Annotated in this window: 27 protein-coding genes and 2 pseudogenes; 14 read left to right on the forward strand and 15 right to left on the reverse strand. The window is 69.2% G+C overall.

Annotated features, from left to right (window positions below):
• Positions 1-14 precede the first annotated feature (14 nt).
• The 6 genes from AC3ET3_RS34190 to AC3ET3_RS34215 all read right to left on the reverse strand — a co-directional run bounded on the left by AC3ET3_RS34190 (position 15) and on the right by AC3ET3_RS34215 (position 4,299).
• Positions 15-515 (reverse strand): dsDNA nuclease domain-containing protein, encoded by a 501-nt coding sequence (locus AC3ET3_RS34190; protein WP_435613551.1) that lies wholly within the window; start codon positions 513-515, stop codon positions 15-17.
• Positions 516-818: 303 nt separating this feature from the next.
• Positions 819-1,001, reverse strand: coding sequence for a hypothetical protein (locus AC3ET3_RS34195; RefSeq protein ID WP_384941230.1), 183 nt, complete (start codon positions 999-1,001; stop codon positions 819-821).
• A gap of 355 nt (positions 1,002-1,356) precedes the next feature.
• Positions 1,357-2,220, reverse strand: a complete 864-nt coding sequence (locus AC3ET3_RS34200) for a cytochrome c biogenesis CcdA family protein (RefSeq protein ID WP_384941232.1) — start codon at positions 2,218-2,220, stop codon at positions 1,357-1,359.
• A gap of 7 nt (positions 2,221-2,227) precedes the next feature.
• Positions 2,228-2,818 (reverse strand): redoxin domain-containing protein, encoded by a 591-nt coding sequence (locus AC3ET3_RS34205; RefSeq protein ID WP_384941234.1) that lies wholly within the window; start codon positions 2,816-2,818, stop codon positions 2,228-2,230.
• A 90-nt stretch (positions 2,819-2,908) separates the two neighbouring features.
• Positions 2,909-3,628 (reverse strand): Crp/Fnr family transcriptional regulator, encoded by a 720-nt coding sequence (locus AC3ET3_RS34210; protein ID WP_432158706.1) that lies wholly within the window; start codon positions 3,626-3,628, stop codon positions 2,909-2,911.
• A gap of 188 nt (positions 3,629-3,816) precedes the next feature.
• Complete coding sequence (locus AC3ET3_RS34215) at positions 3,817-4,299, reverse strand: hypothetical protein (RefSeq protein WP_432158705.1); 483 nt, start codon at positions 4,297-4,299, stop codon at positions 3,817-3,819.
• 177 nt (positions 4,300-4,476) lie between these two features.
• Between AC3ET3_RS34215 and AC3ET3_RS34220 the strand changes: the two genes are divergently transcribed.
• Complete coding sequence (locus AC3ET3_RS34220) at positions 4,477-4,935, forward strand: SRPBCC family protein (RefSeq protein ID WP_384941239.1); 459 nt, start codon at positions 4,477-4,479, stop codon at positions 4,933-4,935.
• An 8-nt stretch (positions 4,936-4,943) separates the two neighbouring features.
• Complete coding sequence (locus tag AC3ET3_RS34225) at positions 4,944-5,273, forward strand: TfoX/Sxy family protein (RefSeq protein WP_384941241.1); 330 nt, start codon at positions 4,944-4,946, stop codon at positions 5,271-5,273.
• A 36-nt stretch (positions 5,274-5,309) separates the two neighbouring features.
• Here AC3ET3_RS34225 and AC3ET3_RS34230 read toward each other — a convergent pair whose 3' ends face one another.
• From AC3ET3_RS34230 to AC3ET3_RS34245, 4 genes are read right to left on the reverse strand one after another with little or no spacing between them, the layout of a single operon-like run.
• Positions 5,310-6,110 (reverse strand): class I SAM-dependent methyltransferase, encoded by an 801-nt coding sequence (locus AC3ET3_RS34230; protein ID WP_384941243.1) that lies wholly within the window; start codon positions 6,108-6,110, stop codon positions 5,310-5,312.
• Positions 6,107-7,681, reverse strand: a complete 1,575-nt coding sequence (locus tag AC3ET3_RS34235) for a radical SAM protein (protein ID WP_384941244.1) — start codon at positions 7,679-7,681, stop codon at positions 6,107-6,109. Before AC3ET3_RS34235 ends, AC3ET3_RS34230 begins: the two co-directional genes overlap by 4 nt.
• Positions 7,682-7,710: 29 nt before the next feature.
• On the reverse strand, positions 7,711-8,019 hold the full coding sequence (locus AC3ET3_RS34240) for a hypothetical protein (protein ID WP_384941246.1): 309 nt from the start codon (positions 8,017-8,019) through the stop codon (positions 7,711-7,713).
• Positions 8,003-8,458, reverse strand: coding sequence for a MauE/DoxX family redox-associated membrane protein (locus AC3ET3_RS34245; RefSeq protein WP_435613552.1), 456 nt, complete (start codon positions 8,456-8,458; stop codon positions 8,003-8,005). The genes AC3ET3_RS34240 and AC3ET3_RS34245 overlap by 17 nt, the downstream gene beginning before the upstream one ends.
• 142 nt (positions 8,459-8,600) lie before the next feature.
• Here AC3ET3_RS34245 and AC3ET3_RS34250 point away from each other — a divergent pair, with 142 nt between their 5' ends.
• The 3 genes from AC3ET3_RS34250 to AC3ET3_RS34260 are packed head-to-tail and all read left to right on the forward strand — an operon-like array spanning position 8,601 to position 11,727.
• Positions 8,601-9,623, forward strand: coding sequence for a DUF3179 domain-containing protein (locus AC3ET3_RS34250; RefSeq protein ID WP_435613553.1), 1,023 nt, complete (start codon positions 8,601-8,603; stop codon positions 9,621-9,623).
• Positions 9,620-10,318 carry a hypothetical protein gene (locus tag AC3ET3_RS34255; RefSeq protein WP_384941252.1) on the forward strand — a complete coding sequence of 233 codons (699 nt, stop codon included), beginning with the start codon at positions 9,620-9,622 and terminating at the stop codon, positions 10,316-10,318. Before AC3ET3_RS34250 ends, AC3ET3_RS34255 begins: the two co-directional genes overlap by 4 nt.
• Before the next feature lie 32 nt (positions 10,319-10,350).
• Positions 10,351-11,727, forward strand: coding sequence for a dihydrolipoyl dehydrogenase family protein (locus AC3ET3_RS34260; RefSeq protein WP_384941254.1), 1,377 nt, complete (start codon positions 10,351-10,353; stop codon positions 11,725-11,727).
• Between the two features lie 337 nt (positions 11,728-12,064).
• Here the strand turns inward: AC3ET3_RS34260 and AC3ET3_RS34265 are convergent, their stop codons facing one another.
• Positions 12,065-12,634 (reverse strand): SRPBCC family protein, encoded by a 570-nt coding sequence (locus AC3ET3_RS34265; protein WP_435613554.1) that lies wholly within the window; start codon positions 12,632-12,634, stop codon positions 12,065-12,067.
• Positions 12,635-12,781: 147 nt separating this feature from the next.
• Here AC3ET3_RS34265 and AC3ET3_RS34270 point away from each other — a divergent pair, with 147 nt between their 5' ends.
• Positions 12,782-13,453, forward strand: coding sequence for a CDP-alcohol phosphatidyltransferase family protein (locus AC3ET3_RS34270; protein ID WP_384941258.1), 672 nt, complete (start codon positions 12,782-12,784; stop codon positions 13,451-13,453).
• A 10-nt stretch (positions 13,454-13,463) separates the two neighbouring features.
• Here AC3ET3_RS34270 and AC3ET3_RS34275 read toward each other — a convergent pair whose 3' ends face one another.
• Positions 13,464-13,778: a DUF427 domain-containing protein gene (locus AC3ET3_RS34275; RefSeq protein WP_432158703.1), complete on the reverse strand. Its 315-nt coding sequence runs from the start codon at positions 13,776-13,778 to the stop codon at positions 13,464-13,466.
• 75 nt (positions 13,779-13,853) lie between these two features.
• Positions 13,854-14,207, reverse strand: a complete 354-nt coding sequence (locus AC3ET3_RS34280; protein WP_384941321.1) for a MerR family DNA-binding protein — start codon at positions 14,205-14,207, stop codon at positions 13,854-13,856.
• A 162-nt stretch (positions 14,208-14,369) separates the two neighbouring features.
• Here AC3ET3_RS34280 and AC3ET3_RS34285 point away from each other — a divergent pair, with 162 nt between their 5' ends.
• Complete coding sequence (locus tag AC3ET3_RS34285) at positions 14,370-14,492, forward strand: hypothetical protein (RefSeq protein WP_384941262.1); 123 nt, start codon at positions 14,370-14,372, stop codon at positions 14,490-14,492.
• A gap of 81 nt (positions 14,493-14,573) precedes the next feature.
• On the opposite strand, the gene AC3ET3_RS34290 is transcribed toward AC3ET3_RS34285, so the two are convergent.
• The gene (locus tag AC3ET3_RS34290; protein WP_435613555.1) at positions 14,574-15,371 is read right to left on the reverse strand and encodes a hypothetical protein; all 798 of its coding nucleotides are present in this window, start codon (positions 15,369-15,371) and stop codon (positions 14,574-14,576) included.
• Positions 15,372-15,390: 19 nt separating this feature from the next.
• Positions 15,391-15,516 carry a hypothetical protein gene (locus tag AC3ET3_RS34295; RefSeq protein ID WP_432158701.1) on the reverse strand — a complete coding sequence of 42 codons (126 nt, stop codon included), beginning with the start codon at positions 15,514-15,516 and terminating at the stop codon, positions 15,391-15,393.
• Between the two features lie 783 nt (positions 15,517-16,299).
• Here AC3ET3_RS34295 and AC3ET3_RS34300 point away from each other — a divergent pair.
• From AC3ET3_RS34300 to AC3ET3_RS34330, 7 genes and pseudogenes are all read left to right on the forward strand, one after another.
• A pseudogene (locus AC3ET3_RS34300) lies at positions 16,300-16,851 on the forward strand (DNA helicase); the annotation flags it as partial.
• Positions 16,840-17,409, forward strand: a complete 570-nt coding sequence (locus tag AC3ET3_RS34305; protein WP_432158711.1) for a tetratricopeptide repeat protein — start codon at positions 16,840-16,842, stop codon at positions 17,407-17,409. The pseudogene AC3ET3_RS34300 and the gene AC3ET3_RS34305, both read left to right, overlap by 12 nt.
• 476 nt (positions 17,410-17,885) lie before the next feature.
• Positions 17,886-18,377: a TraM recognition domain-containing protein gene (locus AC3ET3_RS34310; RefSeq protein WP_432158700.1), complete on the forward strand. Its 492-nt coding sequence runs from the start codon at positions 17,886-17,888 to the stop codon at positions 18,375-18,377.
• A 23-nt stretch (positions 18,378-18,400) separates the two neighbouring features.
• Positions 18,401-18,850, forward strand: a complete 450-nt coding sequence (locus AC3ET3_RS34315; RefSeq protein ID WP_435613556.1) for a hypothetical protein — start codon at positions 18,401-18,403, stop codon at positions 18,848-18,850.
• A gap of 325 nt (positions 18,851-19,175) precedes the next feature.
• Positions 19,176-25,265, forward strand: a complete 6,090-nt coding sequence (locus tag AC3ET3_RS34320) for a DNRLRE domain-containing protein (protein ID WP_432158710.1) — start codon at positions 19,176-19,178, stop codon at positions 25,263-25,265.
• A 31-nt stretch (positions 25,266-25,296) separates the two neighbouring features.
• On the forward strand, positions 25,297-25,572 hold the full coding sequence (locus AC3ET3_RS34325) for a hypothetical protein (protein WP_432158698.1): 276 nt from the start codon (positions 25,297-25,299) through the stop codon (positions 25,570-25,572).
• Between the two features lie 546 nt (positions 25,573-26,118).
• Positions 26,119-26,461 (forward strand): annotated as a pseudogene (locus AC3ET3_RS34330) (hypothetical protein); the annotation flags it as partial.

Raw genomic sequence — 26,461 nt, forward strand, 5'->3', positions numbered from 1 at the left:
AGCCAGACCGACCGTCACAGCAACTGCGGCTGCAGTACTAGACGGTCGACGCACCAGCCGATGTCGCGGCCTTCGGGAAGATCCACGCCTTTGAGCCGAACAATGATGTCATCACGAATCTGCGACGGGACAGGACCACGCTGCTGTCCGCGATCGACGACGAACGCATGGAAGTCGGCCTGCGGACTCTCGTTGACGATGAAGGTGAACCGAGTCCCGACTGGGAGGGGTTTCCCGAGGAACAGCTTTCCCAGGTAGCTCGTCTCTGGCTTCTTCGGAATGTCCGGTGTACACACTTTGGCGACACTGTGCCGCTTACCGGCTTCCTCGATGGTCTTCACCTGGCGGTATGCGGGCGCGTCACCGTTTCTACAGACGATGTCTTCCAGGTCCTCCCAAGAGACCTGAGTCCACATGCCCTCATGCATGTCCAGGCAGTCCAGAAGCGTCACCGCGTCTTGATAGGCGAAGCCGCGCCGACTTCGGCGTCCGCCGTCAGCCGGCGCTGCAGACATCGGCGCCCCGATGAGTCAGGCACCCGTAAGGCGACACACAACTGGCTGACGACCATGTGGCTCGCACCCACACCCCCTAGATCATCCAAGGCGGCCAAGTACACCACCGAGTAACAGAGTGTGGCAATATGCTTGACGCTCAGCGACAAAGTTACCCACCCCACTTCCCCTGATGGGCTCGGTGGCCGGGAGAACCTCACCGAGGCGCCGGCGACTTCTGTCCCGGCCTCCGCCGCCGGGCTGACGGTGGCGAGGCGCGGTGGCCCCGGCCGACCGTCTGAGCGCCCCCGCGCCGGAACAGCACTACGAGGGTGCTCCCCCGCCCGCCGCGTCCCAGCCGTCCAGGAAGGCGGCCAGGGCGCGGCGTTGTTCTTCCTCGCGGGCGACCTGCCGGGCGAGGACGTCACGGTCGATGTACGGGTCGACGGCGGCGAGGACCAGGCGCCGGAGTTCGGCCGGCTCCAGCGCCTCCACCTCCCACTGCACCGGGCGGCGGGGGTCGAAGCCCTAGCGGCGGGCGAAGGCCGGCCACCTCGGATCGCCGTGCTTGCCCTCGGTGGGCATACCGGTCGTCATCCACGCTGTCGTCGACGCCGATCATTTCCTGCACCAGCACTCCCGCCAGCCGTCGCTCCCGGTCGCTGAGCGGGTCAGCGGGGACCAGGTGGGCGAGGTCTCCCGGATCCCGGATCTCATCGCGCCAGCGCAGGGTCTGCAACAACTGAAGATCTCACCTGTCACCGCTGGCGCATCCACCGGCGCAGTCGCCCGAGCGCCCCGGTGCGAGGTGGGCGCTGCCGGAGGCCGGAGGCGATCCTCCTTCGTGTCCGGGAGCCCTTGATCACGGCTGGAAGCCGGTGTGCCGGCTCGTGCGCCTGCGGCGCCGGAAGACAAGTGTGGTGAGCAGAAGGAGCGCGAAGAGTACGGCGATCACGGCTGGACCGGCGGTGTCCAGGGTGTCGGCAACGGCTCGCTGGATGCCGGTCGCAGTGTCGATGACGGGGTCGGTGGTGGTGGGGTTGCGCAGGGCGCGGATTTCGTACCAGCCGTAGTAGGCGACGTAGGCGCCGACCAGGAGGAGCAGACCGCCGCCGAGCCGCGGGGCGATCGCACCGAGGCGGCGTAGCCGGGTGACGGCGGTGGTGCGGGTGAGGGCGACGGTCAGGGAGGCGGCGCCGACGATCAGGCCCATCCCGGCGGCGTAGGCCGTGAACAGGGCGATGCCTTCAGTGGTGGAGCCGCTGCGGAAGGCGGAGACCACGATGGCGAGGAACGGGGCGATGGTGCAGCCGAGGGAGGCGGTGGCATACGCCATGCCGAACAGCGCCATCGAGGGCACGGAGCGCGTGACGGCGGGGGCGCGGCGGAGTTTCGGGGCCAGGGCGGGCAGTTGGCGGCCGGCGAGCAGCCATGCTCCGGCGGCGGTGATGAGCAGGCCGAAGGCGATGGTGAACCAGGGCAGGTGCTGCTGGACCTGGCCGGCGACGGGCTGGATGACGAGTCCGAAGACGCCGAAGAAGGCGGCGAAGCCGACGGTCATCGCGGCGGTGGCGGCGAGCGCCCGGCCGACGGCGACGGTGCGGCTGGGGCTGTCGTCGCCCAGGACGAGCAGCGAGAGGTAGGCGGGCAGCAGGGCGAAACCGCACGGGTTGACGGCGGCGAGCATCCCGGCGCCGAGCGCGAGAGCGAGAGGCAGATCACTCATGGCGCGTTCAGCCGGTGAGGGCGGCGACCTTGTCCGCCAGCCCCTTGCCGCCGGGGAGCACGCCCTCGTAGACGGTCTTTCCGGTCTGGTCGAGGATCACGTAGAAGCTCTGCTGGGTGATCTCGAACCGCTTCCACACCTCGCCCTTCTCGTCGGACAGATGGGGGAAGGAGCCGGTGCCGGTGTCGGAGACGAAAGCGCGCATGGCGCCGTTCGTGTCCAGGCCCGCGACGCCCACGACGTTCGCCCTGCCCTCGTAGGCGGCGGCGACCTTGGCCGTCTCGGCGGCCTGTCCCTTGCACGTCGGGCACCAGGGCGCCCAGAACCACAGCACGGTGGGCTTGCCCGCGAGAGTCTTCGCGTCGAACGGCTTGCCGTCCACGGTAGTGGCGGAGAAGTTCAGCGCCTCGGGGACCTTCACACCCTGTGACCCGCTGCCGCTGTCGGGGGAGCCGACGGGCGACTGCGCGGGGGAAGACGCCTTCGAGGGGGAGGCGCCCGCGTCGCCGGCGGACGCGGAGCCGTCGCCCGAGCCGCATGCGGTCAAAGCGAGAAGGGCGGCAGCGACGGCGGCCGGGAGGAGGATACGGGCACGCAAGGAGAACTCCTGAAGGGTCGAGACTGCTGGCGAGCGTAGTTCGTGGCGGCTCGAGCGGGCAGTGGGTGGGAGCCTTACGGATGGGTGACGTCAGCCGGCGGCGTCCTTGAGCCGTGCGGGGTCGAGGACGGTGATGCGTCCGCGGGCCAGGCGGAGCAGGCCGTGGTCGGCGTAGTCGCGCAGGACCTTGGTGCAGGTTTCGCGGGAAGTGCCGGCGAGGGCGGCGAGCTGTTCGTGGGTGAGGGCGATCTGCGGGTGGCGTCCGACGGGGCGCAGGGGGCCTGCCGGGGGCTGGGCGCTGGTCAGGGTGGTCAGCGTGGTGGCGACACGTTGGGCGACGGTTTTGAACACGCTGTCGGACAGGCGCTGTTCGAGGTCGGCCAGGCGACGGCCGAGGATCGCGGTGATCCGGGCGGCGATCCGCGCGTCGGCCAGCAGCAGCCGGTTCACGTCCGTACGGCTCATCACGCACACGACGGTGTCGTCGAGGGCTTCGGCGTAGTTGTCGTACATGTGCTGTCCGAGCAGGACCATCTCGCCGAAGATGGTGCCCGGGGAAATGATCGCGGTGGTCAGCGCGCGGCCGTCGGCGGAGACCCTGAAGACCCGGACCCGGCCCTTCTTGAGGATGAACAGCACCTCCGAGGGCTGGGTGGGCGAGTAGAGGATCTCACCGCCGTGGTAGGTCTTCATCGGCGCCGCGGCGGCGATGGCCTCCATCTCCTGCTCGGACAGGTCGCAGAAGATATCGACCTCGGCCAGGCACCAGGTCCGCTCCGCTTCCTCGTGGCCTGCTGCGGCGTCGGTCATGGTGTGCGTCTCCTCGCGTCGTCCAGGGGCCCACGGTGGTGGTGCGGCACCCCACGCCGGGCTGGCCAGCGCCTCGGCGCTGCTGGCCAGACAGTAGGGCACCGCGCCGTCCACCGGGCCTATGCGGCGCAGCGCCGTGCCCGGCGGAGGAAGCGCGGGGCCGGGGCTTGACGCGGGAACCTCGCTGCTCATCGGGCCGGGCCGGTGCGCTTGCCCATTGCCTGGGCGATGCCCGCGAACGTGGCGCCGGCGAGCAGGCCGAAGACGAGGTGGGCGCCGAGGCTGGAGGAGGTGACGTCGTTCCATTCGAAGACCGGCATGCCCATGTTGGCGGGCATGATCCACAGCGCGCCGATGGTCCACCACACCGCGCCGTAGGCCAGGCCGAGGACGAGGGCGGGTGCGAGGCGCTGCGCGAGGGGGCCGAGCACGATGCCGAAGGTGGTACCGGCGAAGAGCGCGATGGAAAGGTGGATCAGCCAGCCGGCGAAGGCGTTGGTGGAGCCCAGCAGCCCGGCCACCATCGTGATCATCGCGGTGTCCATGACGGGCCGGGAGACCGACATCCAGATGCCCATGCCGACGCCGCCGATGACGCCGGCCGCAGCGCCCCAAACGGCGTGCACCGGGATCGCAGCGGTCTTGGAGGAGAGGTGTGCTGCTGTGGTCATGGTGATCGTCCCATTCGTCGGGTGGTTCTCCTGCTTTCGTCGCTGACGCTAGATCGGCTGGTGGGGGCAGGTATGTGACCGCCCTTACCTACGCGCCGGTAGTCCCGTGCGGCGTCCGCTTGCCACTGGCCGCCTCGGGTGGGTCCATGGAACTGACGCCGGGGAAGAGAGCAGCGGATGGCTATCGACGAGAGCGTGGAGCGGGTGATCCCGCTGCCGTGTGAGCAGGTGGCGGCGTACGCGATGGACTGGCGCCACGACGCCGAGTGGACCCAGGGCATCCGCACGGCGCAGCTGACGCGGCAGGCGGATGCGGGCGGCTTCGGGGTCGGGGCCGAGGTGACGCGGACCGCGTACTTCCTCGGCAAGCGGATCGACTACGTCCTGCAGGTCGCCGCCCATGAGCCGCCGCGATTGCTGGACATGGTCTCGGTCGCCGGCCCGCTGCCGATGCACGTCACCTACACCTTCGAGGTGCTCCCGGACGGCGGCACGCTCGCGCGGATCCGGGTGCGCGGCGACGCCTCCGGCCTCTACCGGCTGGCCGGGCCGATGATGGGGCGCAAGGTGCGCTCGTCGCTGGTCAAGGACCTCCAGGATCTGGAGCGCCAGGTGAGCAGCCGCAGGGGAGGGTGAGGACGGTCATGGCGTTCGACGAAGGACTGGCGGAACGCATCCGGGCCCGGCTTGGTGCGGATCCGGGCATCACGCAGAAGCGGATGTTCGGCGGGCTGGCGTTCCTGTACGAGGGCAACATGGCCGTGGGCGTGATCGGGGACGAGCTCATGGTCCGGGTCGGCCCCGACGCCACCGAGGCGGCCCTGGCACGGCCCGGGACGCGGCCTTTCGACTTCACCGGGCGCCCGATGCGCGGCTGGGTCGTCGTGGCCTCCTCCGCCGTGTCCGAGGACCAGGCCCTGGCCGACTGGATCGACCAGGGGCACGCCTTCGCGGCGAGCCTGCCGCCCAAGTGACCCCCGTCGGCGGCAGGCCCCTCCCCTCCCGGCCCCCTACTGGGGCGTGCGTTCGGCGATGAGCAGCGCGTAGCCGAGGACGCCGTCGGTGACCGCGGCCCGGGCGGCTTCCAGGACGGCGGGGGCGGCGTCGAGGTCGACGCCGGCATCGGTGAGGCGGGCCGGGGCGGTCATGCGCAGCAGGTTCAGCCTCGCCTCAATCTGGTCGATCATCCGCAGCATCGCCTGGTCGTGGCGCTCGGTACGCAGCGTGCGCAGGCCCGCGCCAGCCAGGATCTCGGTGTAGTCCTGGAGCGGCCGGGCATCGGCGATGCAGGCGATCCGGGCGCCGAGGCCGGTGAGCTCGGCCGGCAGCCGGGTGGGATCGATGGTGACGTCGGTGATGCCGAGGCGCCCGCCCGGGCGAAGGACACGGGCGAACTCGGCCGCCGCGCGCGCCTTGTCCGGGAAGGTGCACAGGGCGCACTCGCACACCACGGCGTCGAAGACACCCTCCGGATACGGCAGGTGTTCGGCGTCTCCGGTGGTGAACCGCACCCGATCTGCGAGGCCGGCGGCCTGGGCGGCACCCTGGGCCAGGGCGGTGTTCGCCGGTGCGTAGTCCACCCCGTCGACCTCAATGCCGTACGCGTCGGCCAGCAGCAGGGCGGTGGTGCCGCGCCCCGAGGCGACGTCGAGGACCCGCGCACCCGGGGTCAGGCCGAGGCCGTCGGCGAGGCGGCGGGTCAGGGCGGTGCCGCCAGGGTGGTAGGACTCGCCGAGGAGCAGGGCGACGATGTCGGAGGAGTAGGCCGCGGCGCAGCACGCCTTCAGCTCCTCGCCGCTGGGCTGGTTCATGACGAGAGCTTCCCTTCCTCGTCCGAGCTGCTGGCGGTCTTCGAGCCGTACGGTGTCGCCGTCAGACGGCCGGCGAGCGGCAGCGCGTTGGGCGCGACCGGGGCGACGGGGACACCGGACATCTGCGCGCGGACCTGTTCGCGGTAGCCGACGGAGTTGTACGCGCAGAACGGGATGAGGCGCCCGTCGGGGGTGATCTCCTCGACGCAGCACTTCATCAGCTGCTTGACGTTGAGGGTGTACGGGTCCTGGAAGTCCTGCACGACAACCATGAACGCCTTGTCATTCAGGTCCTTCACCGCTTCCGGCAGGTCGATACCGCAGGCATCCGCGCAGTCCAGTGCCTCGGCGGTAGCCCGCAGCTTCTCCTCGGTCGTGGCGGTGCCCATGAACGCGGAGGCCGACCACAGTTTCTCCAGGGCCTCGCGGATCCCGGCGTCGGGCATGACCCGGTTGGTGACGTAGTCCAGGTAGTCCTCGACGTTCAGCAGCCGCGGGATGGGGACGACGGTGCGGTTGCCCGGTTCGCCGTCCACCAGCAGGTAGGTGATGGAACGGCAGGTGGGGAAGCAGCACGGGACGGGGAAGAAGTCGCCCTTGGTGAACCATTCCGGGCGTTGTTCGTTGATGAGGCGGATGACGTCGGGGTTGGTGAGCCGGTTCAGCGGGTCGAACTCCACGTGCCGGCCCGAGTGGGTGACCGGCTGGAACGCCACCGAGCGGACCGCGGGGTGGTCGATGCCGTACTCGATGATCGCCCCGAGCTCGTGCTCGTTCAGCCCGCGCTCGATGGCCGCGACGAGGGTGACGGTCAGCCCTTCCTCGGCGCAGTTGTCGAGTGCCCGCTGTTTGAACGTGCGCAGGTCACGGCCCCGGATCTCCAGGTGCGTGCGCTCGTCGAAGCCGTCGAACTGCAGGTAGATGTTCACCGACCTGCCCGGCACCTGGTTGCGTTTGCCGAGTTCGGCGACGAAGTTCTTGTCGGTGGCCAGGCGGATGCCGTTGGTGTTGAGGTTGACGTTCCTGATCGGGCGGGTCTGGGCGAGGTCGATGAAGTCGAGGATGTGCTTGTGGATGGTGGGCTCGCCACCGGAGAACATCACCACCTCCGCCTCCCCCTCCGAGGCCACGAAGGCGTCGAGCATCCGCTCGCACTGCTCGTGGGTGATGGAGTAGCCATCCGGCTGGTGGCCGGAGTCGGCGAAGCAGATCGGGCAGTCCAGGTTGCAGCCGGTGTTGACCTCGATGATGCCCAGACAGGCGTGCTGCTTGTGCTCCGGGCACAGCCCGCAGTCGGAGGGGCAGCCGTCCTTCACCTCGGTCTGGAAGACGAGTGGAATCGTGCCGGGCTTGTTGAACCGGGCCGAGGACAGGTACTCCTCGGCGTCCCCGTAGACCAGGGCCTCGAACTCGCCGTGCTCACCGCAGCGTTTGCGCAGATAGACCTTGTCGTTGCGGATGTTGACCTGCGCGTCGACGGGTGTCTTGCACAGGGGGCAGATGGACTTGGTGAACTCCACGAACACCTCGTCGCGGTCGGTCTTGCGCCGGGGCGCGGGTGCCTGGGTCACGCGGAACTCCTCCATGAATGGGCCTGACTTCACTTACCGGGTGTCGTCACGATCAGGTGTCTCGCCCGCCTGCGGCTCGGGTGGGGCCGGGACGGTCGGGCAGCAGTCATCCGGCCCGGCGCCCGGCGGCGACGGATCCGGCACCGCAGCGCGTAGCCCGTGCCGGCCAGGAGGACGACCGCGCCGACGGTGATCAGCCACCCGTTGGCCAGAATCCCGCCGACCGCGCCGAGTGCTCCGCCGGCCAGGAGCAGGGGGCCCGCGCAGCACACCACCATCAGCAGTGCGGCGCCCACGGCCGCCACACCGAGACCCGCATGTTCACGGGATGCCGGCACGGTCCCTCCCCTCCAATCGGTCTGCTGGCGAGGGGGCGGGCGTGGTGCGGGCGGAGCGGAACAGCAGGGCGGCATAGAAGAGGGTCAGGGCGTCCTGGAGCAGGACGAACCAGCTCAGCCGCTGCGTGAGGTAGATCCCGAAGCAGCCGCAGTTGGCCACCGTCAGGCCCCGCGCGTACGCCTGCACGGCCAGCACCGTCCACACCACCGAGACGGCCGTGTACACCCACACCGGTGCCAGGGCCTTGGAGCGGGGGCGGGCCAGGAACCAGATCCCGCACACCAGCTCCCCGGCGATCAGCGCCACGGCCAGTACGGTCGTGGCGCCGCCGGTCACCAGCCCGTACGCGGACAGAATCCGCGGCATGTGCCCGAAGGAGGCGAGCTGGGCGACGCCCATCGCCGTGTACACCGTTCCGAGCACGATCCTCAGCACCATGATCCGACCGTAGGCTCCCAGCCGCGGCGAGAACTGTAAGCGCGCTCACCGAACCACCACTCCCGCTCCCGGCACGATCGAAGGACGAAGGCGGTGTTCGCCGCCGCGCGGGCCCGCATCCCGGGGGATCGGGAGGTGCCAGGTGAACGGTCAGCAGTCCCCCCGCCCACCGCGCCGGCAGGTACTCAAGGGCGCGGGCGTGATCGGGGGAGTCGTCGTCCTGCTCGTGGGCGGGGGCGTGATCGGCTGGCAGACCCTCGCCGACCGCCCGGACCCGGTGACGGCCGTGCAGCCGGGCCAGGACCTGTCGCTGGAGGCGCTCGCCGATGCCGCCGTGTCCGGCGGGCCGGGCAAGGACGGCATCCCCTCTATCGACAAGCCCCGCTTCGTCCCGGCGAACAGGGCCGGCTTCCTCGACGACGACGATCCGGTCTTCGGTCTTGAGTATCGCGGCGAGGTGAGGGCGTACCCGCAGCTGGTCCTGGTGTGGCACGAGATCGTCAACGACACCGTGGCCGGCGAGCCGCTCGCGGTCACCTACTGCCCACTGACCGGCACGGTCATCGGATTCTCCGCCCCGCCCGGCGTCCAGGGCCTGACGTTCGGCACCACCGGTCGCCTGGTCAACTCCAACCTGCTGATGTACGACCGGCAGACCGGGTCCGAGTGGCCCCAGCTGCTCGGCACCGCGGTCAGCGGACCGCTCAAGGGCACGAAGCTGGACACCGTCCCGCTGGTGTGGACCACGTGGAAACAGTGGCGCACCGCCCACCCCGACACCGAGGTGCTGTCCACCGACACCGGCGCGCTGCGCAGCTACGGCAGCGACCCCTACGGCTCCTACCCGGGTCGTAGTGGCTACTACGTCAAGGGCGGCCTGCTCTTCCCCGTTCTCGCCACGAGTGACCGCTTCGACGACAAGCACGTGGTCATCGGCGTACGGGTCGGTGGCGGGCGCCTGGCCATCGACAAGGACCTTGTGAGGGCGAACCGCATCGTGCGCGCGGACGTCGGCGGCACGCAGGTGGAGGCCCGCTGGGACGAGAAGCTGGGCACGGCCCGCGTCCTGCAGCGCGACGGGGACCGGTGGGTGCCGGCGGACTTCCTCGACGCCATGTGGTTCGCCTGGTACTCCTTCTACCCCAATGCCCAGGTGCGGACATGAGCAGGCTGCTGATCGCACTCGCCGCAGCGGGCGGTGCCTGGGACACCGCCGTTGCCGCGATGGCTGCCACGCCCCGGCGGGTGCGTGCCGCCCTCGCCATTCGCCGCTACCGCAGGGCCGCACTGATCGCCGCGACCCTCACCCTGGTGGTCTACCTGTTCTCCATCGGCGACCTCGCCGTATCGGGCTCGGGCCGGTTCACCGGAGCCCCACTCGTGCGGGCCGCGCCGGATCAGCTGTTCACGGCGCGAGCGCCGTACCTGTTCGAGCCGGTCCTCGCCTGGCACCCCACCAGCCACCTCGCGGTCTTCATCAGCCCGGTCAACCTGCTGCTCGGCGCGGTTGTGGCCGCCCTGGTGGGATGCAACATCGCCGTCACCGCCCACGCCGCCCGGCAGGCCGCCTCCTGCCGTCGCACCCGCTACGCCCGGCTCCTCGCCGTGCTTCCGGCGTTCCTGCTCGGCTTCGCCTGCTGCGTACCGGCCTTCGTGCTGGTGCTCGGTGCGAGTACCGCCGCCGCCCTCCTGCCGGTCCTCATCCCCCTGCGCTCGATGTTCTACCCGCTCACCCTGTTGATGCTGGCCGCCACGCTGGTCTGGGGCACCTCCCAGGCCGCCCGCACCGCGCGCGCGAGGCGCACCGGCGACGTGGCGGCGCCCACACCCCCCGCTGTCCCCGATACGCAAGGACCGTGACCGTCGGGCACGGTTGTTCAAGGAGGTCCCCCATGGCGCACGTACCGCACGAAGTCGATGCCGTGGTGATCGGAATGGGGGTCGGCGGTGAGCACGCCGCCGAGCGTCTGGCCAAGGAAGGGCTGGACGTAGTCGGGGTGGAAGCAGAGCTGGTCGGCGGGGAGTGCCCGTACTGGGCGTGCATCCCGAGCAAGATGATGATCCGCGCCGGCAACCTGCTCGCCGAGGCCCGGCGCGTGCCCGGCATGGCCGGAGACGTCCAGGTAGCCGCCAGCTTCGCGCCGGTCGCGGAGCGGATCCGCGAGGAGGCCACCGACGACTGGAACGACCAGGTGGCCGTCGACCGGTTCACCCACAAGGGCGGCCACTTCGTCCGCAGCCAGGCCCGCCTGGCCGGCCCCGGCCGCGTGGAGGCTGACGGACAGACATTTCATGTCCGGCGCGCGGTGGTGCTGGCCACCGGCAGCCGTCCGCAGGTCCCACCCGTCCCCGGCCTGGAGGCCACGCCGTACTGGACCAACCGGCAGGCGGTCTCGGTCAAGGAGCGCCCGGCCTCGCTGCTCGTGCTCGGCGGCGGCGCCGTCGGCGTGGAGCTGGCGCAGGCGTTCTCCCGCTTCGGTGCCGCGGTCACCATCGTCGAAGCCATGGAGCGGCTGCTCCCCGGAGAAGAACCCGCCGTCGGTGCCCTGCTGGCCGACGTGCTGGAAGAGGAGGGCATCACCGTACGCACCGCAGCCCGCGCCACCGGCGTCCAGCACGCGGACGACGCCTTCCGGCTCACCCTGGAGGGCGGGCAGGAGATCACCGGGCAGCACCTGCTGGTGGCCACCGGGCGCCGGCCGCATCTGGCCGGGCTCGGCTTGGAGAGCGTCGGGCTCGACCCCCAGGCCCGCGCTCTGGCCGTGGACGGGCAGATGCGGGCCGCACCAGGGGTCTGGGGCGTCGGTGACATCACCGGACGGGGCCTGTTCACGCATGTCGCGATGTACCAGGCCGAGATCGCCGTACGCGACATCCTCGGCCGGCCCGGACCGGACGCGGACTACCGGGCGCTGCCCAGGGTCACCTTCACCGACCCCGAAGTCGGCTCCGTCGGGCTGACCGAACACGCCGCCCGCGAGCAGGGCCTGCGAGTACACACTGGCACCGCGCGCGTGCCCTCGTCCGCACGGGGCTGGATCCACAAGGCCGGCAACGACGGTCTGATCAAACTTGTCGAGGACGCCGACCGCGGCGTCCTGATCGGGGCAACCTCCGCCGGCCCGGCAGGGGGTGAGGTCCTCTACGGCCTGGCCGTGGCCATCCAGATGGAGATCCCGGTCGACCGGCTGCGGCACATGATGTTCGCCTACCCCACCTTCCACCGCGCCGTGGAAGACGCCCTCGCCGACCTCGGCCATGGCGACTGACCGCCCGGGGGCACGGACGCACCACAGCGGGGCGGCCGACCCCGCACCCGGCCGGTCAACGGTGAGGAGGAGGCAGCCAGCAGAACACCGCCCGCGTGAGTGCCCTGGTCAGCCAGTCGCCCACTCGATCACGCACCCGCACCGGGCCCCGGGCGCCGCGGGAGGCGGCCGGCGCCTCAGGCGCCGGCCTCAGCTCCTGCTGTCTCCCGGCCCGCCGGGCGAGTCCGCTCGGCCGCGCCACCATGTCTCATCGCCGCCCTTCCCTCTCCGTGCGAACAGACACTCCGCCCGCACTCCACCGCGTCCGTCGGGCCGCCGTGGGGTACCGGCGAGCCGCTCACCTCAGACCAGAGCGCCGCTCCGCCTCTTGCCGGGCCGCGGCCAGGGAGGCCGCGACGGTCGCTTCCCACCGGGGGGCGACCAGGCCGCCCCACCACTGCCCGGCTCGCCACAGATCCGTGGCGAGCTCGCCCTCATAGACCAGCCGCGTACCGGACTCGTGCTCGGTGAGGGTGAACGATTCGGTGACCGCCGGGACGGGCCCGCGCACCAGGCGGAAGTCGACCCGCTCCGGCCGGGTGAACCGCACCGTCTCCACCGTCGTCGCCGTCAGCCGCCCGCCCGCGACCGGGGTGCGATGGGCGGCGAGCACCATGTCGCTGCCCTGTTCCAGCACCGTGACCTTCTCGCGCATCGCTCGGGTGGCCCGCCCCAGATACGGCTGGGCGATGACGTCGAACACCACCTCACGCAGCGCCGCGATGTCAACGGTCTGCGGCCCCAACGGCCGCGTGCGCCGCCCGACCCCCACATCCAGCGGCAGTGCCCCGGTCACCAGCCCCACATACCCGGCCGCCGCGCCCACGCCGGCCACGGTCACCGCCCCCAGGGCACCGATCCATGCCATTGGCCCGACCTCTCCACGCGTCCGTCCCTGTCTCACGTACGACGCTAGGCCGGGCATGTCCGCCGATCAGTGAGCGCGCTCACCTTCCTCCCGGCGCGTCGGCCCCTACCCTGAGCGCCACCCCCGAGTGGTGGAGGACCCAGAAGCATGGAGCCCGTATCCGCGATGGCCGACAGCCGCGCCGCGACGAACGCGCTGCTGGCCGAGCTGCGAGAAGACCGCCTCGTCCCGCAAGCCGTCGTGCGCTTCCTCGGCCAGGCCGCACACCGGTCGCTGCTCCAGGCCGTCCGCCGCCCCCGAGCATTGGCCGAGCTCACCGCCCTGCACGGCGTCCTGTACCGGCTGGCGCGGGGCAGGCGGCCCGGGCGGCGCTGGGTGGCCGCCAGCTGGGTCCTCGCCGCCTCGCACCTGGGGCTGCTGGAGCACCGCACCCGCCTGACCGCGGCAGACGTCCTGACGCTGCTGCGCGCCAACCTTCCCGCCCTGCCCGGCGGAACCGGCCGCGCCTCGGGCGTCCTGGCGGTCGGCCTTGATATCGCCGACGGGCGCCTGGCCCGTCATCAGGGCACGACCTCCCCCTTCGGCGACTACGCCGACACCTTCGCCGACGCCGCGTTCTGGACGTGGCTCACCCTGCGCCACGAACCCAACCCCGCCGTACGGACGGCGGCCATCGCCGCCTGGGCGCTGCCCGTCGTCACCGTCACCGGCCTCGCCCTGCGCCGCGGCACCATGCCCGAGCGACCCCGACCCGTCCTGCTGCGCCCGGCCGCCGCCCTGCAGGCCGTCATCGCCCTCCGGCACCTGGCCCGCCGCTGACCCGCCTCGGTCACTGCCCGCCGTCTGCCGACGCCTCCGGCGTGCCCTCGACTCGTACGCCCTGCCAGAACGCGACATGGTCCTTGATCTTCCGGGCCAGGGGGCTGGGCTTGGGGTAGTACCAGGCGGCATTCGGATTCGTCAGCCCGTCGACCTCAAGGCTGTAGTAGCGGGCCACTCCTTTCCAGAAGCACAGCGACCTGGTCCTGCTCGGCGTGAGGTACTGCCGGTGCAGCGACTCGGGCGGGAAGTAGTGGTTGCCCTCGACGATCACCGTGCGCGGAGCCTCCGCGATCACCGTTCCGTTCCACACCGCACGCAGCATGACCTTGCTCCTCTACCTGAACGGGGACCGGTACGTCCCGGGAGCCCTCACGCTAGGCGGGCCCTGCCCGACGGTTCAGTGAGGACGCTCACCAACCGCGCCGCCCGCCCTGGCGAGGATCCGGCACACCTCGACGTCGGTGCAGTCGGCCGGATCGGTCGCGGCGGCCCGCTCCGCCAGCCCCCGCAGCACCGCCCTGGTGGCGCGCAGCTCGGCCAGACGCCGGTCGATGTCCTGAAGATGCGCCTCGACGAGCGCCGTGACATGGGCGCAGGGAGAGGCGCCGGCATCACGCAGAGCGAGCACGGAGCGGATCTCGGCCAGGCTCAGCCCCGCGCCCCGGGCGTCACGGACGAACGCCAGCCGCTGCACCGTCTCCTGCGGATAGTCGCGATAGCCGCCCGCGGTACGGGGCGGGGCGGGCAGCAGCCCGGCCTGCTCGTAGAACCGGAGGGGTCTTCGCCGTCACCCCGCTGACGGCGGCGAGGACACCAATGCGCATACCTCCAGGCCAGCCCTTGACCTTCCACCGCACTGGAAGGTCTCGTCCCCACACAGAGCAGGAAGAACCACGCCAGGAAGGGGCCCGCCATGAACTACCCCGAGACTGAGATCGAACTGCTCAAGCTCGACTCCGTCCAAACCGCACCAGGAATCTACGTGATCACCCAACGCGGCATGACCAACATCCCCGACAACCTCGCGTGCGCGTGAACGGGCTTCCGGTAACGTGCGAGGCCCGCCCTCCCCGGCTGCTCGCCAGACCGGCTGCAGTGCCTGCACGGGTCGCACCAGTCAGCGCCGGCGGAGTTCCTCGGACCAGTCCCGGAGCCGGTCCTCGAGGACCAGATTGTCGCCCCGGGACACGGTCTGGAGCAGCTGGGCGCACACGGTCGCTTCGGCGGCGAGGCCGACCGGGCTGCCCAGGATAGGGAAGGCGGCGCGGACGCGAGCGGCGACGTTCGGCTGGAGGAGTGTGTAGGCGTAGAGAGTGGCGCAGTCGAAGCCCTGGGGGGCTTGGCCCCATCCTTCCCAGTCGAGCAGCCGCAGGGGTGAGGCGGTGAGGTTCGCCCAGTGCAGGTCGGCGTGAGCTGTGGTCCAGCAGGTCACGGCCGGAGCCGGGATGCCCACGAACTCGGGGATGGCGCGGTTCATGTACTGCTCGCGCACGGCGACGCGGTCGGTGCTGGCAGCCGAGAGCTTCTCCAGCGTCCCGGCGAGCGCTTCCCACCAGGAGTCGGGCAGGTCCAGGTCCTGGCGCAGGATCGGGTCGCCGGACAGGACCGGCTCATCGACGCGGGCCGACAGCTCCGCCCGGTAGGCGATGCCGTCCTCGATGGCGTCGTGCACGGCCAGCAGTGCAGGCCGGTGCCCGTCGAGGTCGCCGAAGGCGTGCTGCGCGTCTAGGGCGCCGTCCCACAGCTTCCCCGACGCCTTGTCCTCCGGAGCCGACACCAGCCGCAGCCACGCTGATTGCCCGGAGGCGGTGCGGGCCGGGGCACCCAGGGTGCGTCCGGCCCAACCCCAGAACTCCCCGCCCGGCTCGACTCGTACGTCCAGGGCCTTGGCGGCTCGGGCATGGTGGGCGCGCATGCGGCGCTCGGTGTCCGGGTCAGGGGGAGGCGAGTACACCAGTGATCTCCCGCAACTTGGCGGCGGTCAGGGAGGGTTGGGCGACGGCGTCGGCCGCCTCCTTCCAGTGTGGCGCACCGGAGGCGGCCAGAAGGACGTCCGTCACTCCTGGGCATGACGCGACGGCGAGCAGCTGCGCTGGCGCGCCCAGCGCTGCCCGCGGCACGCCGCCATCCCCACGGCCGCCGACCTGGCAGTGGCCGACTGGGAGCCCTTCGACCCCCTGACCCACCACGAGCACATCCACAACCGCCTGCCCACCCGCACCCGACGCCCAGGCTCCACCGGCAGGGCACACGAGCCAGTCCGCCCATGACGCCCTTCCATGACGTCGAGATCACCCGGCCCAGGCCCGCCACCCAGGGCGAGCTCCGGCACGCCTGGCGCACCATCTGGCTGGCCGCGAGCGCTGACCGAAGCCGGCCGATGGCGGCGCAGCGCGCGAACAGCCCGGGCGGAGTTCTGCACGTGCTGCGGCGCCGGCTGGGCGCGCTTGCCGATCGACGTCCTGACCACTCACAACCCCAGCCGGCACGGCCGGGTCCTGCTCAGCGTCGCGCCCGGCCGCACCGTCGACAGGGCCCTGCGCCGGGACGCAGCGGGTCCTGGGAGGGCGTCCCCAGCACGTACTCTGCCAGCGCATCATCGCGGCGCTCGCCCGGGAGAAGCAGAAACGGGCCCGCCGTCTGGAGGACCGGCTCGAGGGCCTGCTCGCCGACCACACGCCCGAGGAAGTCCTGGTCGGCGTGGCCAACTGTGCGCGCAGCCGTCAGCACCACCACACACCGGCAACCCGTAACGGCGTGTCTTCCGCGCAACTCCCCGACGCGGGCGGTCGCAAGCGCCCGTTCCTTCTTCGGTCCTTCTTTTCTCTTTCGCGGAGCCCTTGTTGCACATGCCCACCGACGAACAGGCCCACGCTGTCGATGCCTTCCGGGCCGGTCACCATCTCGTCCTGCAGGCAGGCGCCGGGACGGGGAAGACCAGCACGCTCGGCCTGCTCGCTGCCAGCACCCGCCGCCGCGGCCGCTACCTCGCCTTCAACAAGGACATCGCGCGGGATGCCGCTACCCGCTTCCCGCGCACGATGCTGTGCAAGACCGCCCACGCCACGGCCTACGCCGCCCTCGGTCACCGGTACACAAACCGGCTCAACAGCCCCCGTCAGCCGGCCTGGAAGGCAGGCCAGGCACTCGGCATCACCCGACCGGTCCGCATCGGTGATCACGAGATCAGCCCCCGAGCGCTCTCTCACGCCGCGCTGCGTACCGTGACCCACTACTGCTACTCGGCCGACCGCACCCTGGCCCGCCACCACGTGCCGCGCCTGCGTGGCCTGGACACACCCGCTGGGCACGCCCAACTCGCCCACGAAGTCCTGCCGTTCGCCCTCAAAGCCTGGGCCGACCTGCACAACCCCGAGCGAGGCGTGGTCCGCTTCGCCCAAGTACTCAACAATGTGGGTTCGTGCCATCGGGAGATGCGGGAGCCGGCGAAGGCGGTCACCGCGCATCGGGCCGCAGCCGCACTCTACGGCGAACTCGGAGACGTCCACGCTGAGGCGGGTGCCTGGCTCAACGCGGGTCTCGCCCTCAACACCAGCGGGCGGCCGGAGGAGGCACAGCTGGCGCTGGAACGCGCCCTCGACGGCTACAGCAACGTGGGCGACGCACGCGGCACTGCAAACGCGCTGAACGGTCTGGGGTCGGCCCTCTTGACCCAGAGACAGACACAGGAAGCACTACAGGCCCATGCCTCGGCACTGACCGTCTTCGTGGACCTGGGGGACCAGGCCGGCCAGGCGACGACACTGAGCCTGCAGGGCCTGGCCCAGAAGAACGGAGAAGATCGGGCAGGCATGCTGGACTCTTTCAGGGCAGCTGCTGACCTTTTCCACCAGCTCGGGGACAGGGCCGGAGAGACAGCCGCCCGTGCCGAACTTTCCCTGGATCGAATGGCCCGGGGGGTGAGGGACTTCAGCGGCTTCGAAGGCGCGTGAACTGTACCCCCTACAAGGCTGTGCCACTGCCGGACATATCGAGAGGCGGCAAGGAACGCAGGGACTATTACTCGTTCGTGTCCACGTCGGGAGAGTCGAACTTCCACTCCTGCCCTGCACACGCAGGGACGACTGCCAACGATGGGCCCCAGTCCCACGCACCCCCAACCCAGAAGAACCTGCAGGTCAGACGGTACTCGCTATCGGAATTCTCACTTCAGTGTCCTGCACTTTCGCATGTGACGTCACCTCAGTTTCTCACCGACCGTCGTCCTTGATTCTGACGAGACTCCTACAAATCAGCACGTGACAAGGGCTACAGCAGAAGAGGGGCACAGGACATCAAGGTGAGAATTTCACCGGACATCGAAGTGAGACTCAGCAGCTCGTCGGACAAGTCACTCTTGTAGGGCTGGCGGTCGCTCACGAGGAACACTCCAGCACGGCAGGACTCCCCGATCAGCCCCGATACGCCTGTGCCACACGTTCCAGCGACAACAAACACGGCACTACGTCACATACCGCCCTCTCACACCGAGACTGCCAACGAGCTGGCCAGTTTCACCAACCACGTCATCGTCTTCGGAGGGGTCAAGGACCCGGCCTTCCTCAAGGACATGTCCGAACTCTGCGGGCAGGTCGAGCGCGTACGCACGACGCGCACCACCACCAGCGGCGACCGCGGAGGCGAATCAACGGCAACGCAGGTTGCTCTTGAGGCGGTCCTGCGCAGTGACGAGATCAAGGGCCTGCCTGAAGGCCAGGCGCTTGTCCTGGCGGACAACCTGCCCCCGGTCATTACGCGACCCGACGGCATGTGGACCTGGGGCTCCTGGGACACGATCCAGGGCCACGTGCGCGAGCTGCGCCAGGCGAACGAAGCCGAGAGGCTTCGGCAACTGACGGCCAAGAGATACCAGTCCGAAGCGCACGCCGCAGCGTGGGCGAGCCAGCGGGCGGCAGCGTGACCAGCACGAACGTCTTCGCTCGAATGGCCCCGTTCCCTGAGCCGCTGGGCCTGATCACGAACTACATCGCGGCTCAGAGCGCGGAGGAGTTGGACGGCCCACCGCCGTGGGACATCGGCGCCCTGTCCGCCGAGTTGCTCGCGCGGCTGCACGACTGGCTCGACGAGGTGTGCCGCTGGCTGAACCAGACGTACGCCTGGCAGCCGCAGCACGTCATCCCACCGTGCTGGAAGGAGCACGATCACCTTCCGTACGAGATCGCGGCGTTCGCGTTCGTCCGGCTCGACGCCTGCAACGACGGCGGGTCGATGATCGTCTGGCACGAGCAGTACGACCGTTTCGTCACCCGCATGAACAACGCCCTCGGGAAGTCCGGCGACGACTGCCGCATGGGCAAGCACGACGCAAGCCCGGCCCGGTTCGCGTTCGCCGCCTGGCCTACGCCGACGGTGCACGAGACAACCAAGGGCTGATAGCGCCGCCGCTCCCACGAGCGGGACCTCTCAGGATGCAGCGGCTACCGGAATACCTCTCTCCGTATTGATGACACTACGCCATGTGATCAAAGTTACGTATGAGAGCTGAGGATGCAGTGAGCTTTTACCCCTGCTTATTGAACTTGGTCCCGTTGCACCCCGTACTAGCCTTGCGAATCGATCACTGCTTCTCTACAGCGAGCCGACAGGGATGAGATTCGTGAGATCTATGGAAGAAATGCCCTCTCCCGAGGAGAGAGGGTGGATCTGGCGTGAGGGGAGCCGCAGCCTGCGCTGGATAGCGGCCGGGCTTGCGGCGCTGATGTCAGTGACGTTATTGGAGGGCGTCGCAACTGCGGTCCCCACAGGGCCGCGGGACGCGGCCCCGCAGCCGAAAGCGAAGACTGTGGCCGAGGCGGCGGACATCCCGTCAGCGAAGGTCGCTGCCCGGTTATCCGGCAAGCGGGTGGAGGCACTGTCCGAGCGCACTGAGACCTCCACGACGTGGGTGAACCCGGATGGTTCACTTACCACGGAACTCAACGCAGGCCCCGTCCGGTTCAAGGACGAGGCCACTGACGTATGGCGCGATATCGATGTTGAGCTGCGGGAGGTGGATGGCGGAGTCGAGCCGAAGGCGCACCCGGAGGGGCTGCGACTGGCAGGCCGGACCGGCACTCCGGCGAAGTCGCTTCAGGCAGCGCGTGAAGCCACAGCAACCGATCTGGTCACGCTCGGGGAGGGCGATGAGCAGATCACCCTGCAGTGGAAGGGCGGGCTGCCGCAGCCGAAGCTGGAGGGCACGCGGGCGAATTACGTCAACGCCGTGCCCGGTGCAGATGTGGTGGTGGAGGCCACCAGGACCGGCTTCGAGCAGTACGTGGAGATCAAGCAGCGCCCCGTGGCGGGCGCCGAGGGCAGCTACTCCTACACGCTGCCGCTGAAGGCCAAGGGGCTCAAGGCGACCCAGCAGGCCGATGGCAGTGTGCTGTTCACCGACGGCAAGAACAACAAACGGGCTGTCATGCCCGCGCCAGTCATGTGGGACGCCACTGTCGACGAGCGCTCCGGTGAGCACACCCGGCGGGCCAAGGTGGGCCTGAAGGTGGTGCAGAAGGGCAACTCCATCGCCCTGGTGGTGACCCCGGACGCCGAGTTCCTCGCCGACCCGGACACCCAGTACCCGGTCACCGTGGACCCGTCCACCTCCTCCCTGTCGAACGTCTTCGACACCTATGTGCAGCAGGGGGAAACTGTCGACTGGTCCGCCGACACCGAGCTGGACTTCGGCAACCCGGGCACGACGAACGCGGACGGCACCCCCCGCACGGCCCAGTCGTTCGTCTCGTGGAACACCACACCCGTGCAAGACGCGCTCGTCCTGGACGCGAAGCTATCGCTGTGGAACTTCCACTCGGCTAACACCGACTGCAAGTTCCACCCGTGGGAGGTGTGGTCCTCCGGCGCGGCATCCACCTCCAGCCGGTGGACGAACCGTCCGACGATGACGACGAAGAAGGCCACCTCCACCGAGACCGCCGGCAACCCCGGCTGCTCCACACAGCCCGACGGCTGGATCAACGCCGACGTCACCACCCTGGTGCAGGAGTGGGCCTCCGCGAAGGCCACGCGCGGCCACATGGGCATCCGTGCCTCGGACGAGACGGTCGTGGCGCAATGGAAGCGCGTCAACTCCGCGAACGCGGCATCCAACCCGCCGAAGCTGGTGGTGAACTACAACTACCGTCCGCGCACGGGCACGAAGCAGGAGGCCGGCCCGCCGTACTTCTCCTACGGCGGCGCCTACATGGTGAACACCACCACGCCGACGCTGCGGGACACGTTCGTCGATGCCGACGGCGACAAGGTCGACGGCACCTTCCAGATCTTCGACTCCGCCACCAACACCCAGGTCGGCAATGTGCTGGTGTCGAAGTACGTGCCCTCGGGCCAAGTCGCCTCGGTGACCGTACCCGCCGGGGTGCTGACCAACGGCAAGACGTACAAGTTCCGCACCTCGCCCTATGACGGAACGCACTACAACACCGGCTGGTCGGCGTGGAAGACCTTCACGGTCGACACCACCGCCCCCTCCGCCCCGACGAAGATCGTCTCCACGGACTACCCCTCGGCCTCCTGGGTCAAGGGCGCGGGCCAGGCGGGAACGTTCACCGTCACGCCGCCCTCCGGCACCGACCACAACTGGCTGGAGTGGACGCTGGACGGCGTGACCTGGACCAAGGTCGGCACCGGCGGCGCCAGCGCCGACAAGGCGATCAGCATCACCCCGCCGAAGAACGGCACCCACACGCTCCAGGTGCGGTCCGTGGACAAGGCGGACAATAAGTCCGACGCCATCGCATACACCTTCCACGCCGGCCCTGGCGGCTTCGTCCAGCCTGACGCGGGCGAACGCACCGCACGCCGCCTGCCGTTGGTAGCCGAGGCCGACGCAGGCACGTACGACAGCGTGTCCTTCTCCTGGCGCCGCTCCGAGGCCGACAGCTGGACTCCGATCCCAGCCGGTGCCGTCACCTCCGGCGGCAGTGCGCTCACGGCCTGGCCGGTTCCACTGACGAACGGCAAGAACGCGCAGCTGGTGTGGAACACCACGGACACCGTCAACCCCGACGGATCGGTCCAGATCAAAGCCGACTTCACCGGCCCCAACAGTGCCTCGGGTAGCACGGAGCCGCTGACGGTCGTCGTTGACCGAAACGCGGACGGTGCCGCCGCCTCCGAGGTCGGACCGGGCAGTGTGAACTTGCTTACCGGTGACTTCGCCCTCTCCGCAACCGACGCTTCGGGCTTCGACTTGTCGGTGTCCCGTACGGCGTCCTCGCGCGTCCCGGACAAGGGTGCCAAGCAGGAGGGCCAGGCCGCGATCTTCGGCAAGGAGTGGGTCTCCGGCACCGCTGCGGAGCTTGCCGAGTCCGAATACAGTCACCTGCGCCGGATCTCCGACACCGCGGTCGCCGTCGTCGGCGCGGAGGGTGAGGAGACGCACTTCACTGCCAACACGGCCAAAACCGCATGGATCCCGGAGCCGGGCGCGGAGGACCTGACCCTGAAGGGCAGTGTGAGCGGCAGCTTCACGCTCACCGACACCGAGGGCACCCTCACCGAGTTCACCAAGCCCGATGCCGCCGCGACCACCTGGCAGGTCTCCAGCACGCTGCTGGATGGCCTAGCCAACTCCACGACGACCGTGGTCTCCGAGACCATCACGGTGGACAGCAAGAAGCTCGCTCGCCCGAAGCAGGTCATCGCCCCGACCTCGGCGGCGACGGCCTCAGCGTGCACGACGGATCCGTCCACCAAGGGCTGCCGTGTGCTGGAGTACGTTTACGCGGCCTCAACTACCGCCACCGACAGCACCTTCGGCGACGTGAGCGGCCAGGTGAAGGAGATCCGCCTGTGGTCTACCGATCCGGGCGCGGCCTCGGCGACCGCAAAGTCGGTCCAGATGTACCAGTACGACGGCAGCGGCCGTCTGCGCCAGGCATGGAACCCGCAGATCAGCCCAGCTTTGAAAACAGAGTACGACTATGACAGCGCGGGCCGCGTCACCAAGCTCACCCCGCCCGGCGAGCTGCCCTGGACCTTCACTTACGGCAAGGCGGGCAACGCCGCCACCGCCGGTGACGGCATGCTGCTCAAGGCATCGCGCTCCGGCTTGAAGCAGGGCACCGCCGATGTGGAGGAAGGCACCGCTGCGACCAGCGTGGTCTATGACGTCCCGCTGACCGGCACCACCGCCCCGTACGCTATGGGCTCGACGGATGTGAAGATGTGGGGCCAGCTCGACGCCCCCATTGACGCCACAGCCGTCTTCCCGGCGGACTCCGTGCCCTCGTCGAACGCGGGCGGCTCGCTGACGTCTGCCGAGTACAAGAGGGCTGAAGTCCACTACCTCGGCGTCTCGGGCCGTGAAGTCAACACCGCCACGCCCGGCGGGCACATCACTACGACCGAGTACGACCGCTTCGGCAACACGGTCCGCGAACTGACGGCAGCCAACCGGGAGGTAGCCCTCGGCGTGGCCACAGCCGACAAGGCAACCCAAGCCGGCCTCGGCATCGCCCAGCTCACCAACGCGGAGCGCGCCGACGTGCTTGCGACCAAGTCGGTCTACAACGAGACCGGCACGCGCGAGCTGGAGGAGTACGGTCCGCTGCGCCGTATCGATCTGACGGCCGATCTGAAGCAAGGCACCACCACTCTCGTGCCCTCCGGCACTTCCGTCACCGCCCGCACCTGGACAGTCAACGAGTACGACGCCGACCGACCGACCGACGGTACCGCCAAGATCAAGGACCAGATCACCAAGACCACCACCGGCGCCCAGGTACGCGAGCACCCGTCCATTCAGGGCGAAGCCCGAGCCGTCCAGACCGTGTACGACTGGGCGAAGGGCTTGCCGACCAAGACGATCAAGGATCCCGGCGGCCTGGCGATCACGGAGACGACTGAGTACGACGCCCAGGGCCGCGTGACCAAGCAGCTGCTGCCCGGCGCCACCGGTACCGACGCGGCAACCCGTGTGACCACGTACTGGTCCGCATTCGGCACCGGCGCCTGTGCCGGCCGCCCTGAGTGGGCTGACCTGGTCTGCTCAACAACCGCGGGTGGCGCGATCACCGGCGGCGGCTCCAACCCAACCGCGCTGCCTACGACCACCATCGAGTACGACTGGTGGGGCAACGAGGCAAAGGTCACCGATGTCGCGAATGGCGTGACGCGCACGACCACCACGACGCACGACAACGCGGGCCGTCCCGTCAAGGTCAGCGTCAGCGGCGGCGTGGGCCAGGCGGTCCCTGAGACGACCACCGAGTACGACCCCGCCACGGGCAGGCCCGTCAAGTCGGTCTCTCCGACCGGCGGCACGATCACCGAGGCATATGACAAGCTCGGCCGCCAGATCTCCTACGCCGACGCCGACGGCGGCACGACCACGACCGAGTACGACCTGCTGAACCGCCTGGTCAAGGTCACCGATACCGCCCCGTCGACAGTCACTTACACCTACGACCACACAGTCGAACCGCGCGGCCTGACCACCTCCACCACCGACTCGGTCGCCGGCACATTCCAGGCCACGTACGACGCTGACGGCTCGGTCAGGACGGAGAAACTCCCCGGCGGCTACACCCTCACCCAGGACGAGGACACCACTGGATCCGCAATCGCCCGTACCTACACGCGTGACAGTGACGGCACGCTCGTCTATTCCGACACCACGGCCGAGTCCATCCACGGCCAGGTCGTTCGTCACGCCGGCTGGTCCGGCCAGACCTACGGCTACGACGCCACAGGCCGCCTGACGACCGTCGAGGACACGTCCGACACGATCTGCACACGACGGACGTACGGCTTCGATGCGCGCACGAACCGCACATCCCTGACCACCGCAACCGGCACCCCCGGCGCTGACTGCCCCACCACGGGCGGAACCACAACCAACTCCACGTACGACAGCGCCGACCGCATCGTCGACGCCGGCTACACTTACGACGCCTTCGGCCGTACTACGGCGCTGCCCAGCGCCACGATCGGCTACTACGCCAACGATCTGGCCCACCAGCAGACGGTGAATGGCAAGCGCCAGACCTGGCAGCTCGATGCCGCCATGCGCTTCCGCTCCTGGACGGTCGAAACCGGCAGCGGCACCACTTGGACGCAGACCGCGTCGAAGCTCAACCACTACGACAGCGACGGCGACAACCCACGCTGGATCGTGGAAGACATCGCCACCGGCGCTCTCACCCGGAACGTCGACTCTGCCTCCGGCGACCTCGCCGCCACCACGAGCAAGACTGGCGACACCGTGCTCCAACTGACCAATATCCACAGCGACGTTGCTCTCCAGCTACCCCTGGACAGCAGCAAGGCCCCTGTCGCCTTGGACTCGGATGAGTATGGCAACCCGAGGACCGGCCAGTCCGCGGTGCGCTACGGCTGGCTCGGCGCCGAGCAGAGGTCCAGTGAGACGCTGACTGGCCTCACCCTGATGGGCGTCCGCCTGTACAACCCCGCCACTGGCCGATTCCTGTCCACCGACCCCGTCTACGGTGGCAACCTCAACGCCTACGAGTATGCCCACGCCGACCCGCTCAACCGCTACGACCTCGACGGCAAGTGGAGCTGGAGCAAGTTCAAGAGGAAGTTCGTGGGGGGAGTTCGCTGGTACTACCGACAGGTGTTCCGCCCCCATCGCTGGGCCTACAACAAAGCGCGAGGGCTCTACAACAAGGTAAGAGGGCTGCGGGCTCACAGGCGCAAGAAGCAGAGCACTGGTAAATCCGGGAAGGGGCGCCATGAGAGAGGGGAAAAGCGTAACGGCCGCGACCAGGGAGGGGAAAAGGGAGACCGGAGGCGACGGGGAAACCCGAACAAGCGCAAGAAGTAGCCAGTCAGATAGTTATCGAGAAGGAAGTGAAGTGAGCGAAAGCGAAAGAGTCCCCCTCGGGGAAGTCCTCCCCGGCATGGGGGCACACCCCCTGCCGGAGGACTGGGAGGCCGTCTCGGCCTTCATCCTCATCAAGTGCAAGGATGAGGACGGCGACTTCACCTGGTCTTTCAGGACGACGGAGCCGATCGACCCCTACGAGCTGCTCGGCGCTCTGACAGTGCAGGTCGACCTGATCAGGAAGCGCATGCTTTCCGGCTGGGACGTTGACGACGACGAGGCAAGCGACGAGTTGAGCGACGAATGAGCATGACGCACGACGCCAGCTCGGGTCGCTAAGAACCGGGCCGCCCTTGCAAAGGAACGGAGTACCTATCTAGTGCGAGTGTTGACCTCCGGCTCCGGGCATGACCTGCCCGGAGTCGCAACGTCGCGCAGTCACTCGATTTACCTGGATACCCCGTCTTAGCGCCAGCAGGAATCTACGAGAATGGTCCGTCTTCCTTGAATTACAGCTGGGAGACGGACCATTCGCTTGTCGCAGGAAAAGCCGCATTCCAACGAGGACGGTGAATCGCCGCAAAGCAGGTTGTCCCGCTCCTTCCGGCGGTGCACCGGTTCGGAATCAGGGGCGTCGAGTGCACAGTCGCGACGCTGTATGGCCTCCGGCACGATCGAAGTCAGCCAAAGCGCCGGTGTTTGATGTGCCTGACAACCATGTAGCGGGGCCTCAGCGTCTCAGAAGCTGTTGTCTTTCCGGACTTGAGGACTGCGTTTCCGCTGGTCGGGCATAGGATCGGCGATCCCGTGGGAGTTGTGGCCTGTCGTGCTGTAGCTGTCCGGGAGGTCGTGGATGCCGTCGGTGGTTGGGCTGTTGGAACAGCGTGAGCTGGGTGCTCGCCGTCGTGTGGACGAGCTGCGGGAGGAAGCCGACCGTGTCCAGGCCGAGTTGGCCGTGGCCGAACGGGAATGGAAGGAGTGGGCCATCGCCTGCTCGCGGGTCGGCGAGGTGCTGGCCCCCGTGGACGAGAGCGGGCAGGACCCCGCCCGGGCCGAGGGGGCCGCGTCGGCCGCCGAGGAGCAGACCGGAAAGACGCCGCAGGTGCCGGAGGCAGTGAAGACGAAGTCGCAGGTTCCGATGTGGCGTGAGGGGCTGGCCTGGTCGGTGTTGTCGGTGGACTACCAGCGCATCCTTA

The sequence above is a fragment of the Streptomyces sp. bgisy159 genome (assembly GCF_057707805.1).